The sequence below is a fragment of the Pseudomonas sp. GL_091 genome, assembly GCF_057837725.1.
In genome coordinates this window covers 160,768-180,241 of the sequence record NZ_CM174451.1, presented here as the reverse complement: position 1 = coordinate 180,241, position 19,474 = coordinate 160,768, and the positions used below count along the sequence as shown (strand labels likewise).

Sequence of the window (19,474 nt, the reverse complement as noted above, 5' to 3'; positions counted from 1 at the left end):
CGCAAAACCTGTGGGAGCGAGCCTGCTCGCGAAGAGGGAATGTCAGTCGAGATCAATATTGACTGGCAGGCCGCCTTCGTCGGATCGCCGCCCGGAGCCGACTCGCTCCCACATTGGTTTATCGCCTGACTGAAAAATCGCGTCGCCAGTACCGCCCGGCGGGAGCCAGTTCCCTCGCCACAAATGGTGGGAACTTCATCCGAAAAGCCCTATCTCAAAGACACTTCGCCATCCCCGGCGGGCTTGATGTTGGCCGCGATCGCACGCGGCATGCCCTTTGAGATTTGTGTCGATGGACGAAAAAAACCTGCAAGATTCATCTCCGTCACATTGGCCCGAGGCCGCGCAGACCCTGTTGGCGCTGATGCACGCCCAAGGCGAAGTCGCACGCCTGAGCGAACGCGAACAGTTGTTCAACACCCTGCTGATGAGCGTCAACGCGGTGCTGTGGGCATTTGATTGGGAAACCCGCCAGGTGCTTTACGTCAGCCCCGCCTATGAACGGATCTTTGGTCGTTCGGCCGATCTACTGCTGGCTGAATGCAATCAATGGCGCGACAGCATTTACCCTGACGACCTGGACTATGCCGAACGCAGCCTGGCCGAAGTGCTGGACAAAGGCGCAGTCGAAGACCGCGAGTATCGAATCATTGCCGCCGACGGGCAGGTGCGCTGGCTCAGCGACAAATGCTACGTCAACCGCCAGGCTGAGCCGGGTCAACCGGTGATCATCGTCGGCATCGCCGAAGACATCACCGACAAGAAGCGGATGGAAAGCGAGTTGCACCGCCTGGCCACCACCGACGCCCTGACCCAGAGCAGCAATCGCCGGCATTTCTTCGAATGCGCCCACCGCGAGTTCGCACACGCCCGGCAACGGGGCGAGCCGCTGTCGTTCCTGATGCTGGACATCGATGACTTCAAAATCATCAACGACACCTACGGTCACCAGAAAGGCGACAACGTGTTGCAACGCATCGCCGATAGCGGCCGCGCAGCGTTGCGCCGAGGCGACCTGTTCGGGCGCATTGGCGGTGAGGAGTTCGCAGCGGTGTTTCCCGGCTGTACGCCGCAGATGGCCCTTCATGTGGCTGAACGCTTGCAACGGCAGATTCAGCGATTGCGCTTCACCCATGAAGGCCGGACGTTCGGCATCACCGTCAGCCAGGGCCTGACCAGCCTGACCGCCGCGGACGAAAACGTGGAAAACCTGTTTTCCCGGGCGGATGCTGCGATGTATCGGGCCAAGCGCGAGGGCAAGAACCGGATTGTCACGGGCTGACAGGCCCTGCAACCTCCTGTAGGAGCGAGCTTGCTCGCGAAAAACCTGAGGCACGAGAGTGATTCAGATTTTACGCGTCATCGTTTACCTCCATCGCGAGCAAGCTCGCTCCTACTTACGCAAACGCATCAACTCCGGCAAGCCAATCTTGAGCAACCGCGCCGTCCGGCTCTTCGCCAGCTCCTCGATGTCCTCATGCTCGGTCAGGCGTGCCATCTGCGCCGCCATGTTCATCACCAGCGCTTCGCGGGAATAAACCCCGCCACCGAGCTGGTAGGCCGCCGCAATCAGCTCCCGCAACTCCAGTGGCAGGCGCCAGCGCGTGCGCAGGGCCGAACCATAGGCCGCGCCAAATTCAACCAGCGCTTCGCCCACTTCCTCCAGCTCGTCCAGTTCGCCACCGGCCTGTTGCCATTCCTGCAAACAGCGCAGCAACGCCAGATCGCCGAGACGATGCAACATGCCGGCGCAATAGCAGCGCTCCTGATCCAGATCGAGCAGGCGCGCCAGCGTCCGGGCGTATTCGGCGGTGTGCAGCGACAGATCCCAGTATCGCTCGGCATAGTCGGCCAATTGCGGATCGCTGAGCCGGGCACTGCGCTTGAGCGCCAGCCCGAGAATCAGGTTCATGCTCTGCCCGGTGCCCAGGCGATGCAGTGCCTGGGATAGGGTTTGCACAGCAGCACCGTGGTGCTGGGCCGCGCTGTTGGCAGCGGCGATCAGCACGGCCGTGACCTGCGGATCGGTGCGGATTTCGTCTTCCAGTACCGTCAGGTCGAGGCCGTTGGGATTGAGGCTGCGCTTGACCGCCACTTGCACGTCGGTCATCAGCGGCGCGCCGTCGGCCAATTCCCGTCGACGCTCCAGATACACCGACAGCGTCATGCCCGGTGCCAGCGACGGCACTTCGCACGAGACCTCTTCGCCAGCGTTCAGCAGCAACCCCTGCAACCGATGGGTCAGGCTTTCCATATTCAGGGGCTTGGTCAGGTACGCGGCCGGCACCAGCGGCAAGGCCTCGCGCACACTGGCACTGTCGTTGCGACTGCTCATCAGAATGAACGGCATGGGCGGATTGCGTTTGCGCTGACGGATGTTGCGCAGGACATTCAGGCCATCGACGCCGGGCAACTCCCAGTCGGCGATGACCAGGTCATAGGGGTTGGCGGCCAATAGCTCCAGCGCTTGCTGACCATCGGCGCACAGATCCAGCCGCGCATCGCAGCGTACGTTCAACAACACTTCCTTGAGCAGATCCCGGGACCAGGGGTCAGCCTCGGCGATCAGGACTCTTGGAACGGCGGGTAAAATGACAGTTGTCATACAGCTCTCCCTGGCAATGCAGGAACCTTAGCCAATGCTGGCCATTCGATACAGCGCTAATGCGCGGGATGTGTTTCCAGGGACATGAAAAAACCCGCCGAAGCGGGTTTTTTGTGGATCAGGTCACACTGGGGATCAGAGCTCGGAGAAGCACTCTTCGATGATCGCCAGGCCTTTGTCCAGTTGCTCGTCCGGCGAGGTCAGCGGTACCAGGACGCGCAGAACGTTGCCGTAGGTGCCGCAGGACAGCAGGATCAGACCCTTGTCGCGAGCCTTGGCCACAACGGATGCCACGGCTGCGGCGTTCGGCTTGTGGCTGTCGCCGTTTTCGAACAGCTCGACAGCGATCATCGCACCCAGGGCACGGACTTCACCGATCACCGGGTACTTGGCCTGGATGGCCTTCAGGCCGGTTACCAGACGCTCGCCAACAGCCTTGCAGCGATCCAGCAGGTGCTCTTCTTCGAACACTTCCATCACGGCCAGGGCCGCGGCGCAAGCGATCGGGCTACCAGCGTAGGTGCCGCCCAGGCCGCCTGGAGCGATGGCGTCCATGTATTCGGCCTTGCCGCACACACCGGCCAGCGGGAAGCCGCCAGCGATGGATTTGGCGAAGGTGGTCAGGTCGGCAGCAACGCCCATCTGTTCCATGGCGAAGAAAGTACCGGTACGGCCAGCGCCAGTCTGTACTTCGTCAGCGATCAGCAGGATGCCGTGCTGGTCGCACAGGGCACGCAGACGCTTCATGAATTCTTTCGGAGCGACGTAGAAACCACCTTCGCCCTGAACCGGCTCGATGATGATCGCAGCGATGTCTTTCGGCTCGGCGTCGTTCTTGAAGATGCGTTCGATGGAAGCGATCGAGTCGTCGATGCTCACGCCGTGCAGTTCGTTCGGGTACAGCGCGCGGAAGATGCCGCCTGGCATCAGGCCCATGCCGGCCGAGTAAGGCACGACTTTACCGGTCAGGCCCAGGGTCATCATGGTGCGACCGTGGTAAGCGCCGGTGAACGCGATCACGCCGGCACGGCCAGTGGCGGCACGGGCGATCTTGATGGAGTTTTCCACGGCTTCGGAGCCGGTGGTCACCAGCAGGGTTTTCTTGTCGAAATCACCTGGGACCTTGGCGTTGATTTTTTCGCACACTTCCACGTACGGCTCGTAGGCCAGTACCTGGAAGCAAGTGTGGGTCAGCTTGTTCAACTGCTCGGTCACGGCGGCGATGACTTTCGGATGCAAGTGGCCGGTGTTCAGTACGGCGATACCGCCGGCGAAGTCGATGAATTCACGACCTTCAACGTCGGTTACGGTCGCGTTCTTCGCGGAATCGGCGAAGATCGGGTGAATCTGGCCAACACCACGTGGAACAGCAGCGGTACGGCGGGCCATCAAAGAAGCGTTAGTCTTGCTCATACATTCCTCATTCACCGCTCATCGGGCGGCGTGGTTCAAGGATAAAGCGACGGGGAGCAACGGCGGCAGCATGCGATGATCGACTGCCACGGCGTTCCCGGTCACAGAGAAAATTCCGGTTTTACGCACGCAAAGGGACAGCGCTCTCGTGCCCTTTGCGTTTCAAGCAATACCTTCCCGGCTTATACCTTCGAGCTTAGATGCCCAGGCAGAGGTATTTGATTTCCAGGTAATCTTCGATGCCGTACTTGGAGCCTTCACGGCCCAGGCCCGAGGCCTTGATGCCGCCGAACGGCGCGACTTCGTTGGAGATCAACCCGGTGTTGACGCCGACCATGCCGTATTCCAGGGCTTCCGCCACACGGAACACACGACCCAGGTCGCGAGCATAGAAGTACGAGGCCAGACCGAACTCGGTGTCGTTGGACATCGCGATCACATCGGCTTCGTCTTTGAAGCGGAACAGTGGAGCCAATGGACCGAAGGTTTCTTCCTTGGCCACGGCAGCGTTGTTCGGCACGTTGGTCAGGATGGTCGGCTCGAAGAAGTTGCCTTCCATCGGCTTGCCGCCGGACAACACGGTGGCGCCTTTGGAAATGGCGTCAGCGATGTGCTCTTGCACCTTGGCCACGGCTTTTTCGTCGATCAGCGGGCCAGTGGTGGTGCCGTCTTCCAGACCGTTACCGATCTTGAGCTTGGCCACAGCCACTTTCAGCTTCTCGGCGAACGCGTCGTAGACCGAATCCTGAATGTACAGGCGGTTGGCGCAGACGCAGGTCTGACCGTTGTTGCGATACTTGGAAATGATCGCGCCTTCGACGGCCTTATCCAGGTCCGCGTCGTCGAACACGATGAACGGCGCGTTGCCGCCCAGTTCCAGGGACACTTTCTTGATGTCCTTGGCGCATTCCGACATCAGTTGACGACCGATTTCGGTCGAACCGGTGAAGGACAGCTTGCGCACGATCGGGTTGCTGGTCAGCTCGCTGCCGATGTCGCCGGCGCTGCCGGAAACAACGCTGAACACGCCAGCCGGGATGCCGGCACGCTGGGCCAGTTCGGCCAGGGCGAAGGCGGAAAACGGAGTTTGCGAAGCAGGCTTGAGCACCATGGTGCAACCGGCGGCCAGGGCCGGACCGGCTTTACGGGTGATCATTGCAGCCGGGAAGTTCCACGGGGTGATTGCAGCGGTCACGCCGATTGGCTGCTTGATCACGATCAGGCGCTTGTCTGGCTGGTGGCCCGGAATCACGTCACCGTAGATGCGCTTGGCTTCTTCGGCGAACCACTCGATGAAGGAAGCGGCGTAAACGATTTCGCCCTTGGCTTCGGCCAATGGCTTGCCTTGCTCCAGGGTCATCAGACGAGCCAGGTCGTCCTGGTTCTCGATGATCAGCTCAAACCAGCGACGCAGCTTGTTTGCACGTTCCTTGGCGGTCAGTGCACGCCAGGCCGGCAGCGCTTTGTCAGCAGCTTCGATCGCACGGCGGGTTTCGACAGCGCCCATTTTCGGCACGGTACCCAGGATTTCGCCCGTTGCCGGGTTGTTGACCTTGATCGTCTGACCATTGTCCGCATCAACCCACGCGCCATCGATGAAGGCTTGCTGGCGGAACAACTGGGTGTCTTTAAGCTGCATGTCGGCTTTCCTTAACAGCACCGCAACGAATGCGGAGCAAATTATGATTGTAGAAAGGCGCCTCAATAGGCTGCCGTCAGGGAAATCATTCACCGGGCTGAAGCACATAAATAGCGCACTGATTCAAATCGTGCGGTTCAGCACCCAGACAAGAGCGTTTGAAATCTCAAACGAATCCTAGGATCAAAGGGGGTAAAGGACAATAGCCTGTTCGAAAAAAAGAACGAAAACGACGCTTTTGCCTATTTTTTCTGATCAACGTAGCAAGCGCGCGTTACAGCTTTAAAAAAACGCAGGCGATTCAGCAGCATGGACGCCCGCAGCGCATATGCGTATCATGGCGCCCGCTGCACCAGTAGCTCAGCTGGATAGAGTACTGCCCTCCGAAGGCAGGGGTCGTGGGTTCGAATCCCGCCTGGTGCACCATATGTTGTAGCGAGAAAGCCTCAGGCCTTATGGGTCTGGGGCTTTTTTTGCATTCTGGGTTTGGCGATGTCAATCGTTGAAACACCTGCCTCATTCTGCATTTTCCTCAATGCGTTCAGTATCGCGATAAACCAACACATGAGGGAATATGCCGATGACACAAGGCTATTCAAAACCGTGGCACAGCTATCAGGAGCAGCTTGAGCTACTGACGGCTCGCGGAATGGAAGTGACTGCCCCCCTCAAAGCGTTGGAATACCTGGAGCGCATTGGCTACTACCGCCTCAGCGGCTATTGGTTTGCCTTTCGGGAGCGCACTGAGCTTTGCTGCCCACTCGATCGACAAGGCAGTAATAAACCAAACAAAACTAAACCGACTCGCCTTCCTCTCGACAAATTCAAACCAGGAACAACATTCCAGAATGCCGTCGAATTGTACGTGTTCGATAAGAAGCTGCGATTTTTGGTCCTGGATGCGCTGGAGCGTATTGAAATTGCACTACGGGTGGACATTGCCCACGGTCTCGGCAAACACGGAAAATTTGCTTATCTCAAACCCGAACTGTTCCATGAAAGCTTTTCTATCCAGCTGGATGGCAAGACGGGTTTGACGAAGCATCATGCCTGGCTTGGCAAACACGCTGCGCTGATCAATCGCTCGAATGAAGACTTTATTCGCCACAACAAAGAAAAATATGGTCTTCCATTAGCGGTCTGGGTGGCATGCGAGGTTTGGGATTTCTGAACGCTATCCACGCTTTATGCTGGAATGAGTGAAGCGGACCAAAATGCTATTTCTCAAGAGTACGGCATCACGAATGGAAGGGTTTTCGCCAGTTGGTTACGCAGCCTGAACTATCTACGCAATGTATGCGCTCATCACAGCCGCATTTGGAACCGAAACATCGTTGATCAACCGAAATTGCCACCCGCCGAGCAGGCTCCCACGTTGTCTGCCTTTCATGATGATGCATATCGCCGGGCTCGCCCGTTCATGCTTTTGTGCATCGCCCAGCATCTGATGAAATTTATCAACCCATTGTCGAGTTGGGGGAAACGCTTGAAGGCGCTGTTGGAAAACGACTTTCCTGATCTGGCACACCTGGGTCTCAGCCTGGAAGGAATGGGGACAAATCAAGACTGGCAGAGATACGACTGGTGATATGCAGAAAGTCGGGACAATAAAAAACCCCTGAGCAGTCTCAGCGCCGAAGCGTATCAACCGACAGGGGCCGTGTTGTAGGCGATTATAAGGGTTGATGACCTATCGTCAACGACCGGGATCACCGGCAATCTTTGCTTCAGGTTACTGGGAGTAAGTCATTCCCGCGTCAGTTGTTCGGTTTGTCCAAACGACTGCTTACGATAAAAACCGCCGAAGCGGTTTTTTCATTCTGTCGTCCAGTCGAACTCGTCGTACTCATCATCGTCCTCGTCGTCCTCGAAAAACTCTTCTTCAAGGTCGTCGTCTTCAACAATGTCTTCTTCCGGCTGGTTCAGCAGAAAATCCTTGCGACTCTCGGTAATCGCTCGCCGCAGTTCCTCGCCCTTTTGCGGGCAGTTGAGCATTTGGGCGATGCGGTCGATTTTTTTTGCCACGGCATCCTCCAACGCATCGGCTATAGCCTGATAGTGCGCGCTTTCGGGGGCGGATGCCAAATCCCCGGAATGCCGCGCACTTCAGTTTTATGCATATCCGTTGGGGCGATCAGCCTTCAGCGGTGATAGCGCCGTACCACGCTGCTGTTTCTCAGGACGTGGCCTTTGATTTTTTCCAGCAGCTGCGCACGGGTCAGGCCGGCGGGCAAGGCTTCCGGGGGCAGGTCCAGGGCATAGATCTGGATGATGTAGTGATGCGCGCTGTCGCCAAGGGGCGGGCAAGGGCCGATGTAGCCGGTGGTTGCCTTGCTGTTGGTACCGCCGACGCCCTCGAGGCCGGGTTTGCTCCCGGCGCCGGCCGGGATCTGGTGGGTAGCGGCCTTGATGCCGTAATGCACCCAGTTATCGACGCCCTGGCCTTTCTGGCCGTCAGGGTCATGCATGACGATGGCGTAGCTTTGGGTGGCTGCCGGGCCGGCGTTCCAGTTCAATGCCGGGGAAATGTTATGTCCGCCACAGCCCGCGGAATCGCTGGCGGCGGCGGACGTGAACAGACGGTCATCGGAGACACCCGGAATGTTCAGGGTGAAGCGCTCCTGGGCCTGCGCCGGGAACTGCACGCACAGGGCGACTGCTATGGCCGCGAGCCAAGGGTTCATTGAGGTCAATCGGGGCATACCGGAGCACCTTGTGCGTGTTGGGCCGTCGTCGGCGTGCAAACTATAGCCGGACCATTCGCGCCTTGGCAGGGGGGAATTGGCTGAACCTCGCGATAAGCGCCAGACTCATAAGTGAAACGTCTGTCTGGAGAGCAATCATGACTCTGCATCGTGTTGCGCGTGTCGCCAATGTGCCCGAAGACCGGGGTCTGGAAGTGCAAGTCCAGGACAGCAAGGTTCTGCTGTTGCGGGCTGGCGAACAACTGCGCGCTTATCAGGCCGAATGCCCGCATGCCGGAGCCCCGCTGGCTGACGGTGCGGTATGCAACGGGCGCCTGACCTGTCCGTGGCACAAGGCGCAGTTCCGGATCGAGGATGGCGGGCTGTGTGAGCCGCCGGCCCTGGACAGCCTCCAGCGCTATCCCCTTGAAGTCCGGGACGGCGACATCTGGGTCGGCGACCAGCCGATGCCGGGTGCCCACCCGCCACCGGCCGACGATCCACGAACCTTCATCATTGTCGGCGCTGGCGCAGCAGGCACGGCGGCGGCAGCGGCGTTGCGCGAGAAAGGTTTCGGCGGCCGGTTGCTGTTGATCGACCGCGAAGCCGATGCCGGATATGACCGCACCGCGCTGAGCAAATACGTGATAGCCGGGGAGATGACGCTGGACGAGGTCCCGCCGCTACGCGATGAGGATTTTTACTGCGAGCAGCGGATCGAGCGCCTGCGAGGCGAAGTGGCAAGCCTGGATGCGCCAAACCGGACGCTGCGGCTGACTGACGGCCAATCGCTGACATACGACGCCGCGCTGCTGGCCACCGGCGGCGTGCCCAATCTGCTGACGCTGCCCGGCGCCGACCTGCCGCAAGTGTTCGTCTTGCGCTCCAAAGCCCATGCGCAGCAGATTCTGGACAGCGCCAGCGCCGGCCAGCGGGTGGTGATCATCGGTGACAGTTTCATTGCCATGGAGTCCGCCTCGTCCCTGCGCCAGCTTGGCCTGCACGTGACCGTGCTGGCCCGCCACGAAGTGCCGTTTGCCAAACAGTTCGGTGACACGGTCGGCAAGGCTATTCGCGCCCGGCATGAAGCCCATGGCGTCGAGTTTCATACCCGGGGCAAAGCGGTACAGATCGAAGGGACGGACAAGGTCGAAGCCGTGCGCCTGGACAACGGCCAACGCTTGGCCGCCGATCTGGTGCTGGTCGGCATTGGCGTCACGCCAGCCACTGCTGCCTTTACCGGACTGCCGAAGGAGCAGGATCACTCGCTGCATGTCGATGGCGCAATGCGCGTGTCCGACGGCCTCTGGGCGGCTGGCGATATCGCCACGTTCCCGCTGAACAACCAACGCCTGCGCATCGAACACTGGAGACTGGCCCAACAGCAGGCGCGGATCGCTGCGGCCAATATGCTGGGCGGTGACGAGCATTATCTCGATGTGCCGTTTTTCTGGACCTGGCATTTCGGTAAAACCTACGAATACCTCGGGCACGCCGAGGCCTGGGACGAAGTCGAGTTCAATGGCGACCCTTACGATCCGCCCTTCATAGGCCTGTTCGGAAAAAACGGCGTGGTGTCGGCAGCGGTAGCCTGCGAGATGGACCGGGCCATGGCGATGCTCGCGGAGCGGATGAAACAACCGTTGCCCTGGGAAGAGGCATGGCGCCTGATCCGTGACGTTCCCTAGGGGGCGTTCTCAATTAGTTTCCCTACCGCGCCGGGTCTGCTGTTGTGCAGGGCAAGGCGCGAGAAGTGCAGTTTGGTCATTCCAAATCAGCTTCGAGCAACACAGCCCTGCACAACAGCAGGCCCGGCCCTTCGGGTTGTGCCTTAAAGCTGGCCATGCTGCGTTGCAGGCCTTGGAAAGGGAACAACCATTCCCAGCGGCCTACGCCTTGCCTGGCCAGCTTTAAGGCGACAACGCGGTGGGGAAACTAATTGAGAACGCCCCCTAGATGCCGGACAGCAAAACGCCCGGCGCCTGCGCGATGCAGAGGCCGGGCGTTGCAGAGTTAACAGCCGCCGTTATTCGGTGGCACCAGCATCTGCGAACTTGCTCATCACAAAACCGGCAAACTCTTCGACGGTCATTTTCTGGCCGTTGAAGTCCACCTGATTGTTGGCGTAATGCAAGTTGGTGACGATGTTATTGCCGTCCAGTTTTGCCAGTTGGCTACCGACCGCCATACTGCTGAACATGTCTGCGGTGGCGGTGGCCTGGTCGGCAATCAGCTTGGCGTCGGTCTGACCGTCGATCTGCGATTGCACGGAGAGCACATCGACCAGCATGGCTTTGGACACTTGCAGCTTGAAGTCCAACAGGGCGATCATCTGCCTGACCAACTGATCGGTCGGCAGATCGATGGCTTGTGGCTTGGTCAGGTCGAGCACCATATTGGCGCGGCTCTCACCGTTAGCGGTGTTGAACGACAGGTTTTCCAGGGCCACCTGCGGACCAGCCGCCAGCAGTTTTTCCAGGCTGGACTTGAGCAGTGCTTCTTCGGCTTCGGTCAGCTTCAACTCCGGCGCCGGCAGGCCGGCCGCCGTCGCTTCCGCCGCCGCCCTTTCATACGGCTGCAGTTTGCTCTGGTAAACCTGCATCAACGACAGGGTGGCTGGAATGTCGAGGTTCTTCAGGCTCATGGCCAGCGCACCGGAACCAATGGCCTTGCCGTTCAGGGATACTTCGCCGACCTTGTAATCGGCACGTCCGGAGGCGTTGCTGCCCTTTTCTTCGGTCAGGTTTTTCATCTCGAATTTCTTGAAGTCCAGCACCGACTGCTTGACGCCGAAGGTCGATTTGCCACTGGCCAGCTCAAGAACGTTTTCGCCGGTGTAGAAACCGTAGGTACTTTTTGTCAGGTTGCTGGCCAGGGTCAGGCCGCTCAATTCAACCTGCACCGGTGCCTGGTCTTCGGAAACGGTGGTCACCTTCAGGCTGTCCATGTAGCCGTTGGCCTTGACCTTCTGCGCCTGGGCACTGGCGTCGACGTCGATGCTCAAGCCGGAGAACTTCATGCTCGACTTGTCATCCAGCGCCATTTCCAGCGGCTGCAACTCGAAGGTGGCATTGGTAGCGTTGTCATAGCCGATATTGACCACGCCGGTCAGCGGGGACTTGTCCTTGGCGGCGGCAAACCACTTCTCGGTGGACGGGGTCTTTTCCAGTTCGTAGTGACTGGTCGCCAAGACAGGCAACCACTTGAGCGACATCAGCCGCGAGAACGGCAACGGGCCGTGTTCGATGTGATCGACAAACAGCAATTCGACCGGCGTTTCGCCGAACATTTCACCTTCGCCCTTGAGGCGATAGTGCGCGGTGCTGCTGAATACATGACGTTCCAGCGATACCAGTTCCAGCGACGCGGTGCCGTTGGAACCGACCATCGCCGCCTGCAATTCCTTGTTGGCATTGGCAATCGAGGTGTTCAACACACCTTCGATTTTGGTGCCGGTGAACCAGGCTCCGCCTGCGCTGATGGCACCGATTGCGACAACAATTCCCAGTAGCACGCCTGCTGATTTATTCATGTATGCCCCGTTCATGTCCGTTGTTGAAAGTGAGGTCGTCTTCCCTGAACCCATGACGGGTTGCGGCTCGACTGCGCTGAAAGTGAAATGCAGATTAGCACCGGGCGCGACGAACGGCTCAATGATTAAAGGTGAAAGAGTGTCTTGGGGGTGTTCACAAGGTTGGAGATATTCGCAGTCAATGCAATCGCCTTCGCGAGCAGGCTCGCGATGGCGATCGAACAGCCAATATCAACTCAAGAGTATTGGACTTCTATCTCATCCAGCTGATGATCGAAGCTTTTGAGCCGCGCAGTCCAGGTGTACACCAGCACTTCGAAGTCGCGGTTGATCACCGCCCCGCCCGTCACTTCCGCGCGCGGGTCGCAGACATCCAGTTGATAGCGCTCGCGGGCCATGGCCGTGGCGACATCGGCCAGCTCCCGGGCATTGCTGAGCCAGTGCCGACCGTCGTCAGCCACTTGCCGGTCCAGCGCCAGGCATTGTTTTTTCAGGGTTTCGAGGCTTTTTTCCAGCGGCGTGCCGGTCAATTCGCCCATGACTTCCTGAAACGTGCGCCCCGGTTGCCAGTAACTGCCCCAGAAATAGCGGTCGAACACCGTTTCGACACGACGCAGCGCCACCTTGGTGTCCCAGATCAGGACCAGGGTCTTGCCTTGTTCGAGTTGTCTTTTCTTGATGCGTTGATTCTGGACCGAGGCCCAGGCCACCACCGCAATGGACATCACGGCAATCAGCGCGGCGGCACTGTCGAGGAACGCCAGAGCCTTGTCGATCTGGTCGGCCAGCATGATGCCGTAGAAATAGGTGGCCGACAGCAGCACCAACGCCACGATGGCGCACCAGAAGCCGAGAGCGTAAGGGTTTTTCATTATTGGTTTCCCCCTGACCTGCGCGAGCCTTGTGCGAAGAAAGGGCGCTTTGCACGGGGCGACCCTCCAACACTTCAAAGCATAGCAACGGCCTCAGGGTTTGCCGGAGTTCGACGCTTGCGTTCGTCCGCTTTCCCATCCGCCGCCCAAGGCGAGGAACAAATCGATCTGACTGGCGGCAACCTGAGTGTTCGCGGCCGCCAGTTGCGCCGTGACGTCGATGTAGGTGCGGGTGGCTTGCAGGTCGGCCAGGAACGAGGCGCGGCCGGCCTGGAAGAAGCGGTGGGTCTGGTCGGCCGCCAGTTTTGCCGATTGCTCGGCATCGGCCAGTGCATCGCGGCGTTGCAGCAATGCCGTGTACTGGGCCAGGCCGGTCTGGGTTTCGCGAATGGCGTTGAGCACCACCCCATCGAAATGCGCCAGGGTCGCCTGGGTCACCGCTTCGGCTTCGCGGATGCGCGCCCGGGCGCCGTTGGTCGGCACGTTCCAGGTCAGCGACGGACCGAAGCCCCAGCGATTGGTAGACGGGTCGCCGAGATCGTCGAGGATACCGACGGTACCGATGGTCGCACCGATGCTGATGTTCGGGTACAACTCGCCCGTGGCGACGCCAATACCGGCCGTCGAGGCCGCCAGCCGACGTTCGGCCTGCCGTACATCGGGACGACGCTTGAGCAACGCGGCGCCATCGCCCACCGGAATCAATTGCGCGATTTTCGGCAGCTCGTCGCAGGTGGCGGTGCCGGCCGGCAGTTGGTCCACCGGTTTGGCCAGCAACATCGACAAGCGATACAGCCCGGCCTGACGTGCGGCCTCATAGCGCGGCATGTCGGCGCGCAGGGATTTGAATTGGGTCTGCGAGCGGGTGACCTGGGTTTCGTCGCCACGCCCGGCATCGCGCAGGCGCTGGATCAGCGTGGTGCTCTGGGCTTGCAGGTCGAGGGAATGCTGGGCGATTTCCCGCTCTTCATTGGCCGCGCACACTTGGGTGTAGGCCCGAACCACGTCGGCCACTACGGTGATGCGTGCAGTATCGGCGGCGGCCTGCGTCGCATCGACATTGGCCTTGGCCGCTTCGATACCGCGTTGCAAGGTGCCGAACAGGTCGAACTGGTACGACGCGCTGATGCCGATATCGCCGATGTTGGCCACCGGCACTTTTTCCGGCAGCAGGAAGGCCTGCCCCGCCTCCTGCAAGCGCTGGGCGCCCATCTGCACGCCGCCGCTCCAGCCGCCCGCCGCTTCCGCCTCGTCGACCTGAGCGCGAGAGCGGGACAGACTGGCCGCCGCCACTCGCAAATCAGTGTTGGAGGCCATGGCCTGCCGCACCAATTGGTCGAGTCGTGGATCCTTGTACAGGCGCCACCAATCGGCTGGCACCGGTGCGGAAACCACCGTTTTACCGTCGACCGCCAGATCGCCCTGGAAGTCTGGACGATGGACAGCCGCCGCTTCAGGCAAATGATAATCCGGCCCGACCATCTGACACGCCGACAGCAGCAAGCCTAACCCGGCGACCGCCAAACCCGAGGCCTTGCTCATTGCGCCAGCTCCCGCTTTTGATCGTCGATGATCGATACCGTGGCGGTGCGCCCGGCGATCATGCGGAAATCTTCCGGTACGTCATCGAAGGCGATGCGCACTGGAATCCGCTGGGCCAGCCGCACCCAGCTGAAGGCCGGGTTGACGTTGGGCAGCAGGTTGTTGCCGCTGGTGCGGTCGCGGTCTTCAATACCGGCGACGATGCTCTCCACATGCCCGCGCAGGCGCGCATTGTCGCCGATCACCCGGATATCGACGCTTTGGCCGATATGGATGCCGTTCAGTTTGGTTTCTTCGAAATAGCCATCGATATGGAACGAGTTGCTGTCGACCACCGACAACACCGGACGCCCGGCGCTGACGAACTCCTGGGCCCGTGGCGCGCGGTCGTTGACGTAGCCGTCCACCGGGCTGCGGATCACCGAGCGGTCGAGGTTGAGCTGCGCGCTGTCCACCGCCACTTGGGCTTCCATCAAGGCCACTTGGGCGCGGGCCACTTTTGACTGGCTTTCTTCCAGTTGCTCACCCGGCACCAGGTTGCCCAGGCCCTTGTTCCGCTTGGCCTCGCGCTGGGCCTGGGCCAGGGTTTCTTCGCGGTCGGCGACTGCCGCTTTCGCCTGGCGCAGGGCCAGCTTGAAGCGGTCCGGATCGATGCTGAACAGCACCTGGCCGCGCTTGACCAACTGGTTGTCGCGCACCTCCACTTGCTGGATCAGCCCGGACACGTCCGGCGCGATTTGCACGATGTCGGCACGGATGTGCCCGTCGCGGGTCCAGGGCGCGAACATGTAATACATCACCATGCGCCAGACCACGACAACGGCGAAGCACACGATCAGCAGGGTCAACACCACACGGCCCAAGGTCAAAAACGGTTTTTTCATGTCATCAGGTATCGACTGAGTGAGTCCACGGCGCCAAGCAGCAAGGCGTAGAGGGCCACGTTGAACAATGCCCGGTGCCAGACCAGACGGTAAAAGTGCAGGCGCGTCAGCACCCCGTGCACCAACAGGTACAACACATACGTAATGCCCATCAGCACCAGCAGCGTGGGCAGGAACACCCCGCTCAGATCCAGGTCACCGATCATAGAGGTGCTCCATCAATGCCATGGGGAAGCGGTTCTTCGGGCTCGGCCGAACCGACGAATTCGACGCCGGGCAACAGTGCCAGGCGCAGGCCGCTCAGGGCGTGCAGCAGATGCCGACGGGTTTCAGCATCGCCGGCACCGCTGAGGGCGCGACGCGTGCGGTCGAGGGTCATCAGCAACGGGCTCGGTGCCTGCAAGCGCTCACCGGCCTTGAGGCAGGCCTTGAAGTACTCGCCCACCTCGGCCACCACCTGACGCAGCAGTACCTGCGGCACACCGAGGACCCGCGGCGTATAAGCGAGCAGGTCCAACAGATTCAGCGCCACCCGCACTTCCCGCAGCGCCACGCCGGAGTCCTGGCCGGTCATGGCCAGGCGCGGCAGATGCTGCATCAGCCGATCAAGCATCCGTATGCCCAGAAGCCGATGCTCAGACAACGTGGCCGGCTCGGAGAGGCTGACGATGTCACGCCAGCTGAAGCGGGTCAGGCGCTTGGCTGCCAGTTCGGCACCGAACGGCCGGGCGATCAGGGTCCAGATGAACGCGAACAGCAGCCCCATGGGACCGGCCAGGTTGGAGTTGGCGAAACTGAGGAAGTCCGCGTCGTAAGCGCCCTGAATGCTGATGAAGGACGAAGTGTTGACCAGGGTCAGCAGCATGCCCAGGTAAAACTGCGGCTTGACCGTCAGGGTGCCGACGCAAATGAACGGCACGGCAAACGCCAGCACCAGCATCGGAAAGTCGTGCAGGTTGGGCAGCACCAGAAACAGATAAAGGCTGGCGAACACCACCGACATCGCCGTCCAGAAAAAGAACCGGTAAATCTGCGGCGCCGGGTCGTCCATCGAGGCAAAGAAACTGCACGCCACCGCCGCCAGGATCACGGCGCTGCCGCCATCGGTCCAGCCGAGCAGAATCCACAATACCGAGGCGACAATGATTGCCGTAACGGTCGACGCCGCGGAATAAAACATCAGGCCGCGATCCAGGAACGGCGATAGCCGCCCCAGCCGCCAGTGCCGATACACCGCGCGCCAGCTGTCCTGGCTTTCGCACTGGATGGCGTATTGCAGGCTGCGGCAGTCCTGCCACAAATCGATCCACTCGCCGAGACGGTAAATGGCATTGGAGAACAGCAGTTGCTTGCGGTCATCCAGCGCTTCGGGAGCCGGTTGCAGGGCCTCAAGTTGATCTTTCAGGGCCTGCCAGCGGTCGAGATCGGCATCCTTGTGCTCGAGCCATTCGGTGGTCGCGGCCAGCAAGGGTGCGAACTTGTCCACAAGCTCTGGGGTGCGCCGTTCCAGGGCATAGAGTGCATCGTCGAGGGCATCGATCACTGGCAGCAGGTGAATCATCCGTCCGCGCAATTCCTTGGTGTTGCGTACTGTCTGCGGACGCGAGCCTTCGTGGGGCAACTGACCGATCATCAACTCCAGGGAGTTGAACGTGGCGACCATCGATGCGCGCAACGCGCTGACTTCTTCAGGCTGCACGTTGCGACTGAGGAAGCGCAGGCTATAGGTCGATGCATCGGTAAACCATTTGCTCACCGAATCATTGAACACCGGCGCCAGGCGCCGGGGCCAGAACATCGCACCGACCACCGCCGCCACGGCGATGCCGAGAAAGATTTCTTCGGTCCGCGCTTCGGCCACGTCCCACACCCCCAGCGGGTTGTTCACCACCGGCAGGGCGATCAACGGCAAGGTGTAACCGGCGAGCATCAAGGCGTAGTTGTTGGCCGTGCGCAAATGCAGGGACAGAAACAACAGTGTTCCGGTCCACAGCGCAATCACCACCACCAGCACGTAAGGGCTCTGCACGAACATCGGCACGAACAGAACCGCCGCCGCAGCGCCGATAAAGGTGCCGACCGCCCGGTACAACGCCTTGGAACTGGTAGGGCCGAGAAACGGACTGGAAACGATGTACACCGTGGCCATCGCCCAGTACGGACGCGGCATTTGCATGAGCAGGGCGATGTACAGCGCGATCATCGATGCGGCGAAGGTTCGGACTCCGTAGAACCAGTCCCGCGCCGGGGGCATGCCAGAGAAGAATCCGTTCAAGAGTTGGCCACCGATGGCGGCGTAGCCGCTTCAAAAGCTCTCAGTACCCGCAGCGTAGCCTCCAGATCACTCTGGTTAATGCCTTCAAGAACTTCGTGGCGCAAGCGCACCAGCTCCACTTCGACCGCCTGCACCAGCTCCCGACCGGTTTCGGTCAGGCTCAGGCATTTGGCGCGGCGATCCTGTGCATCTTCGGTGCGGCAGACGTAACCGCCATGGCACAACTGATCGAGCAAACGCACCAGCGACGGGCTCTCCATCCCTGCTGCCTGGGCCACCGTCACCTGGCGCACACCCTCGCCCAGACGCCCGATCATCAACAGCGGAACGGCGCAGGCTTCGGAGATTCCATAGTTGGCCAGCGTGGTCTGGCAGATTTTGCGCCAATGCCTGGCGGCCACCACCATGGCACTGCTGATGTTCATCTGGAGAACGTCGAGGTTATTCGGCACGAGGGAAAATACACACTGTTAGTTTGCTAACTATCAATATTGCATTGGAGGGGTTTTTCCGTCAAGTTTTGAAACAAATACGTAACAGCGACCCGCCGAGAGCCATCAACGTTTCCTGGCACGCTCATACACTTCACTGCGTTCGCGCTTTCCTACTGCAACGACAGAAACGACGACGCGCTCATCTATCACCTCGTAGACGAGTCGATACCCCGATGACTTCAACTTGATTTTGTAGCAGTCGGGCATGCCATGGAGTGAGTCGGAAGGGATTCGAGGCATTTCGAGCCGCTCTGCCAACTTCTTTTTGAATTGTTCACGCAGCGTGTGCCCCAGCTTGTCCCATTCCTTGCGTGCAGATGGCAGAAATTCGAGCTTATAAGTCACCCAGCGTTACCGGGATCGGCGTTTCATGACGACGAGAACGCACGATTTCCGCCAACTCCAGATCATCCAGGCGTTCCATCATGGCTTCGAACACATCGGCAGGAACCATGTAACCCATGACGCGATTGTGATTGAGCACTGCGACGGGCCCTCCATGGGCGCCATTCAAAACGGCAGAGGGGTTTTTCTTTAGTTCAGACACGCTGACAGCCATATCAGCCAAAACGCTTTGCATAATTAAGACCTCAAATAAGGTCTTAATTCTGGTCAGTTATTGTAATCAGAGCAACCTCGGTTGAGCACCGCCTATCAGTTTTTTACACCCCACGCCCCTTCCTCAACAGCACATCCAGCTGATCAACTACTTCGGCCCAATCCGCGTCATCGAGTATCTCCTCACGCAGAAGATCCGCCTGACTCGGGCTCCAGAAAAATGCATCCGCAAGGTGCAGCTCCGGTTTGAGCGGTGAATGGGTGGCGATGAATTTATCGATGCTTTCGGCATCGTCCGGCAGGCCAAGTTGCTTGAACAGGGATGGAAGGTTGTGGTTCGGGTTTTCCATGACGAACTCCTGATGACCAATTTAGGGACCGCTGCGCGGTCATTCGCGGGCAAGCCCGCTCCCACAGGTTAATCGCAGTCCCTGTGGGAGCGACGGTGCGGCGATCCGACTTGCCCGCGATGACGTCAGCATTGACGAAACAAAACTCAATGACTCAACTCCCGCACTTCGGCATGCGGCACCATTTTCAGAAACTCGGGCATGTCCATGCGCACCAGGTTGACGTGGTTGCCGGCCTCCAGATAGATGTCTTTCTGCCGGGTCAGCAGCGGATCGATGACCACCTCCAACCCATAGGACTCACCCAGCGCCGGTACGGCACCGCGTTCGCAATCATCGAACAGGTGCGCCAGGTTGCTTTCGCGGGAAACCTGCCACTCACCGCTGCTGCGGACTTTGCTCAGGTCCAGGTGACGGCTGGCGGGCAGCACGGCCATCAGGTAATGCCCATGGTGATCGTCGAGGATCACCGATTTGGCCACCCGTTCGGCAGGAATACCTGCGACCCGTGCCGTTTCGAGGCTGCTGGCCGAGTGTGGGTGGCTGACGATGTCATATTCGCATTGAGCCTTTTCCAGGCTTCGCTGCACGGTTCTTGCCATACGCATGATGCACCTCGGTGTCCG

Annotated in this window: 18 protein-coding genes, 1 tRNA gene and 1 pseudogene; 4 read left to right on the top strand and 16 right to left on the bottom strand. The window is 59.9% G+C overall.

The features are described from left to right. Positions 1-292 precede the first annotated feature (292 nt). Positions 293-1,282, top strand: coding sequence for a GGDEF domain-containing protein (locus tag AC3ITY_RS00805; protein ID WP_489307113.1), 990 nt, complete (start codon positions 293-295; stop codon positions 1,280-1,282). Positions 1,283-1,393: 111 nt separating this feature from the next. On the opposite strand, the gene AC3ITY_RS00800 is transcribed toward AC3ITY_RS00805, so the two are convergent. From AC3ITY_RS00800 to gabD, 3 genes are all read right to left on the bottom strand, one after another. Beyond that, complete coding sequence (locus tag AC3ITY_RS00800) at positions 1,394-2,605, bottom strand: HDOD domain-containing protein (protein ID WP_489307111.1); 1,212 nt, start codon at positions 2,603-2,605, stop codon at positions 1,394-1,396. Between the two features lie 135 nt (positions 2,606-2,740). After that, the gene (gabT, locus tag AC3ITY_RS00795) at positions 2,741-4,018 is read right to left on the bottom strand and encodes a 4-aminobutyrate--2-oxoglutarate transaminase (RefSeq protein WP_108219752.1); all 1,278 of its coding nucleotides are present in this window, start codon (positions 4,016-4,018) and stop codon (positions 2,741-2,743) included. A 196-nt stretch (positions 4,019-4,214) separates the two neighbouring features. Further along, complete coding sequence (gene gabD / locus AC3ITY_RS00790) at positions 4,215-5,657, bottom strand: NADP-dependent succinate-semialdehyde dehydrogenase (RefSeq protein WP_489307109.1); 1,443 nt, start codon at positions 5,655-5,657, stop codon at positions 4,215-4,217. A 349-nt stretch (positions 5,658-6,006) separates the two neighbouring features. Between gabD and AC3ITY_RS00785 the strand changes: the two genes are divergently transcribed. Further along, positions 6,007-6,083, top strand: a tRNA-Arg gene (locus AC3ITY_RS00785). A 148-nt stretch (positions 6,084-6,231) separates the two neighbouring features. Next, positions 6,232-7,245, top strand: a pseudogene (locus AC3ITY_RS00780) (Abi family protein). A gap of 227 nt (positions 7,246-7,472) precedes the next feature. Here the strand turns inward: AC3ITY_RS00780 and AC3ITY_RS00775 are convergent. Together AC3ITY_RS00775 and AC3ITY_RS00770 are read right to left on the bottom strand one after the other, a co-directional pair. Then, the gene (locus AC3ITY_RS00775) at positions 7,473-7,742 is read right to left on the bottom strand and encodes a hypothetical protein (RefSeq protein WP_489307108.1); all 270 of its coding nucleotides are present in this window, start codon (positions 7,740-7,742) and stop codon (positions 7,473-7,475) included. 56 nt (positions 7,743-7,798) lie between these two features. Next, positions 7,799-8,359, bottom strand: coding sequence for a YbhB/YbcL family Raf kinase inhibitor-like protein (locus AC3ITY_RS00770; RefSeq protein ID WP_489307107.1), 561 nt, complete (start codon positions 8,357-8,359; stop codon positions 7,799-7,801). A gap of 140 nt (positions 8,360-8,499) precedes the next feature. Between AC3ITY_RS00770 and AC3ITY_RS00765 the strand changes: the two genes are divergently transcribed. Then, the gene (locus tag AC3ITY_RS00765; protein WP_489307105.1) at positions 8,500-10,029 is read left to right on the top strand and encodes an FAD-dependent oxidoreductase; all 1,530 of its coding nucleotides are present in this window, start codon (positions 8,500-8,502) and stop codon (positions 10,027-10,029) included. Between the two features lie 338 nt (positions 10,030-10,367). Here AC3ITY_RS00765 and AC3ITY_RS00760 read toward each other — a convergent pair whose 3' ends face one another. From AC3ITY_RS00760 to AC3ITY_RS00710, 11 genes are all read right to left on the bottom strand, one after another. Beyond that, complete coding sequence (locus tag AC3ITY_RS00760) at positions 10,368-11,873, bottom strand: YdgA family protein (RefSeq protein ID WP_489307103.1); 1,506 nt, start codon at positions 11,871-11,873, stop codon at positions 10,368-10,370. 236 nt (positions 11,874-12,109) lie between these two features. Beyond that, the gene (locus AC3ITY_RS00755) at positions 12,110-12,745 is read right to left on the bottom strand and encodes an NADH:ubiquinone oxidoreductase subunit N (RefSeq protein WP_489307102.1); all 636 of its coding nucleotides are present in this window, start codon (positions 12,743-12,745) and stop codon (positions 12,110-12,112) included. Positions 12,746-12,838: 93 nt separating this feature from the next. Further along, positions 12,839-14,287 carry an efflux transporter outer membrane subunit gene (locus AC3ITY_RS00750; protein WP_489307100.1) on the bottom strand — a complete coding sequence of 483 codons (1,449 nt, stop codon included), beginning with the start codon at positions 14,285-14,287 and terminating at the stop codon, positions 12,839-12,841. Beyond that, positions 14,284-15,171 carry an efflux RND transporter periplasmic adaptor subunit gene (locus AC3ITY_RS00745; protein WP_489307099.1) on the bottom strand — a complete coding sequence of 296 codons (888 nt, stop codon included), beginning with the start codon at positions 15,169-15,171 and terminating at the stop codon, positions 14,284-14,286. Before AC3ITY_RS00745 ends, AC3ITY_RS00750 begins: the two co-directional genes overlap by 4 nt. Continuing rightward, positions 15,168-15,377 (bottom strand): DUF1656 domain-containing protein, encoded by a 210-nt coding sequence (locus AC3ITY_RS00740; protein WP_007987399.1) that lies wholly within the window; start codon positions 15,375-15,377, stop codon positions 15,168-15,170. Before AC3ITY_RS00740 ends, AC3ITY_RS00745 begins: the two co-directional genes overlap by 4 nt. After that, positions 15,374-17,446 (bottom strand): FUSC family protein, encoded by a 2,073-nt coding sequence (locus tag AC3ITY_RS00735; RefSeq protein WP_489307097.1) that lies wholly within the window; start codon positions 17,444-17,446, stop codon positions 15,374-15,376. The genes AC3ITY_RS00740 and AC3ITY_RS00735 overlap by 4 nt, the downstream gene beginning before the upstream one ends. Beyond that, positions 17,443-17,871, bottom strand: a complete 429-nt coding sequence (locus AC3ITY_RS00730) for a MarR family winged helix-turn-helix transcriptional regulator (protein ID WP_489307096.1) — start codon at positions 17,869-17,871, stop codon at positions 17,443-17,445. The genes AC3ITY_RS00735 and AC3ITY_RS00730 overlap by 4 nt, the downstream gene beginning before the upstream one ends. A 132-nt stretch (positions 17,872-18,003) precedes the next feature. Next, positions 18,004-18,285, bottom strand: a complete 282-nt coding sequence (locus AC3ITY_RS00725; protein WP_057399135.1) for a type II toxin-antitoxin system RelE family toxin — start codon at positions 18,283-18,285, stop codon at positions 18,004-18,006. Beyond that, positions 18,275-18,520, bottom strand: coding sequence for a type II toxin-antitoxin system prevent-host-death family antitoxin (locus AC3ITY_RS00720; RefSeq protein WP_489307095.1), 246 nt, complete (start codon positions 18,518-18,520; stop codon positions 18,275-18,277). Before AC3ITY_RS00720 ends, AC3ITY_RS00725 begins: the two co-directional genes overlap by 11 nt. A gap of 82 nt (positions 18,521-18,602) precedes the next feature. Continuing rightward, a complete protein-coding gene (locus tag AC3ITY_RS00715; protein WP_489307094.1) occupies positions 18,603-18,848 on the bottom strand; it encodes a DUF2789 domain-containing protein in 246 nt (81 codons plus the stop codon). Positions 18,849-18,994: 146 nt separating this feature from the next. Next, positions 18,995-19,456, bottom strand: a complete 462-nt coding sequence (locus AC3ITY_RS00710; protein ID WP_007975646.1) for an aminoacyl-tRNA deacylase — start codon at positions 19,454-19,456, stop codon at positions 18,995-18,997. Positions 19,457-19,474 lie beyond the last annotated feature (18 nt).